At 42.5% G+C, this 923-nt stretch carries 1 protein-coding gene; it reads right to left on the reverse strand.

Features of this window, described 5'->3' with window-relative positions; translation table 11 throughout:
* Nucleotides 1-923: CHAT domain-containing protein (locus tag M595_RS27965; protein ID WP_023069915.1), on the reverse strand; the 923-nt coding region annotated here is incomplete at both ends.

Raw genomic sequence — 923 nt, forward strand, 5'->3', positions numbered from 1 at the left:
TTTCACAAGCCGATAATACGACTAATTTTGTGCCTCTTAGCTTTAAATTTGCCACTTCCAACGCCGTTAACACCCCATCATCCAAACCGCTTTCACGGGGATTAAAACCCGCCAACGCCAAACCGGAACGCAGCAAAGGATTTTCTTGAATTGGGGTATTTTGTTGAGTGTTTTCCGAGATTAAACCAAAAGAATTATCCGGTTCAACTCGGGGAAGATTTTTCAAGAAAAAGCCATGAGTTGCGATATGTAAAATATTCGGGGCTTGCAACTGTTTAACCGCATTTTCTGTGGCTTGAGATTGGGTAAATAACGTCACATCAGACAACAAAGGTGCAATTACCCTTGCTTCTTCTGCGGTTCCCGGTAACGCCCCAAAACTCATATCAACTGCCCCCCTAGCCCCCCAAACTTGGGGGGAACTTGAAGCAAAGTCCCTAGAAATACCCCCAGAATTGGGGGTCACGGGGGCGGGGGAAATTTCAGAGTTTTTTGAAACCGCAACCGTCGTTATTTCACCCGGTTTATCATAATCTGGGTTAGCGACAATAACAGGCGGTTGTTTGTGAGAATATTCGAGTTGGAAACGAATTAAATCTCGTCCAGTTGTTAGATAAGTAATTTGATAAGTTTCTAACAAATAGCGATTATTTTCATCAACCAACGCCGCAAAGGGAATCAAATTTAACTGAGCATCTGGTGAGATGATAATATGATTAATATTCCCCAACTTTTCCCGAATGGGTTGCATGAGAAGTTCATCAAGTTGGCGTCCGGTTTGTTTAATGTCATCTGTATTTCCGATAAAAGCATCTTTTTTGTCTTTCAGGGCTAAATTGAAGCGAAAGAAAGCCGCTTTGTGAATGGGTTCAACTTCCCCTAAATCAACCCATTGCGGTTCGCCAGAAGATTTGAGGATATAA

Source organism: Lyngbya aestuarii BL J, assembly GCF_000478195.2.
GTDB lineage: Bacteria > Cyanobacteriota > Cyanobacteriia > Cyanobacteriales > Microcoleaceae > Capilliphycus > Capilliphycus aestuarii.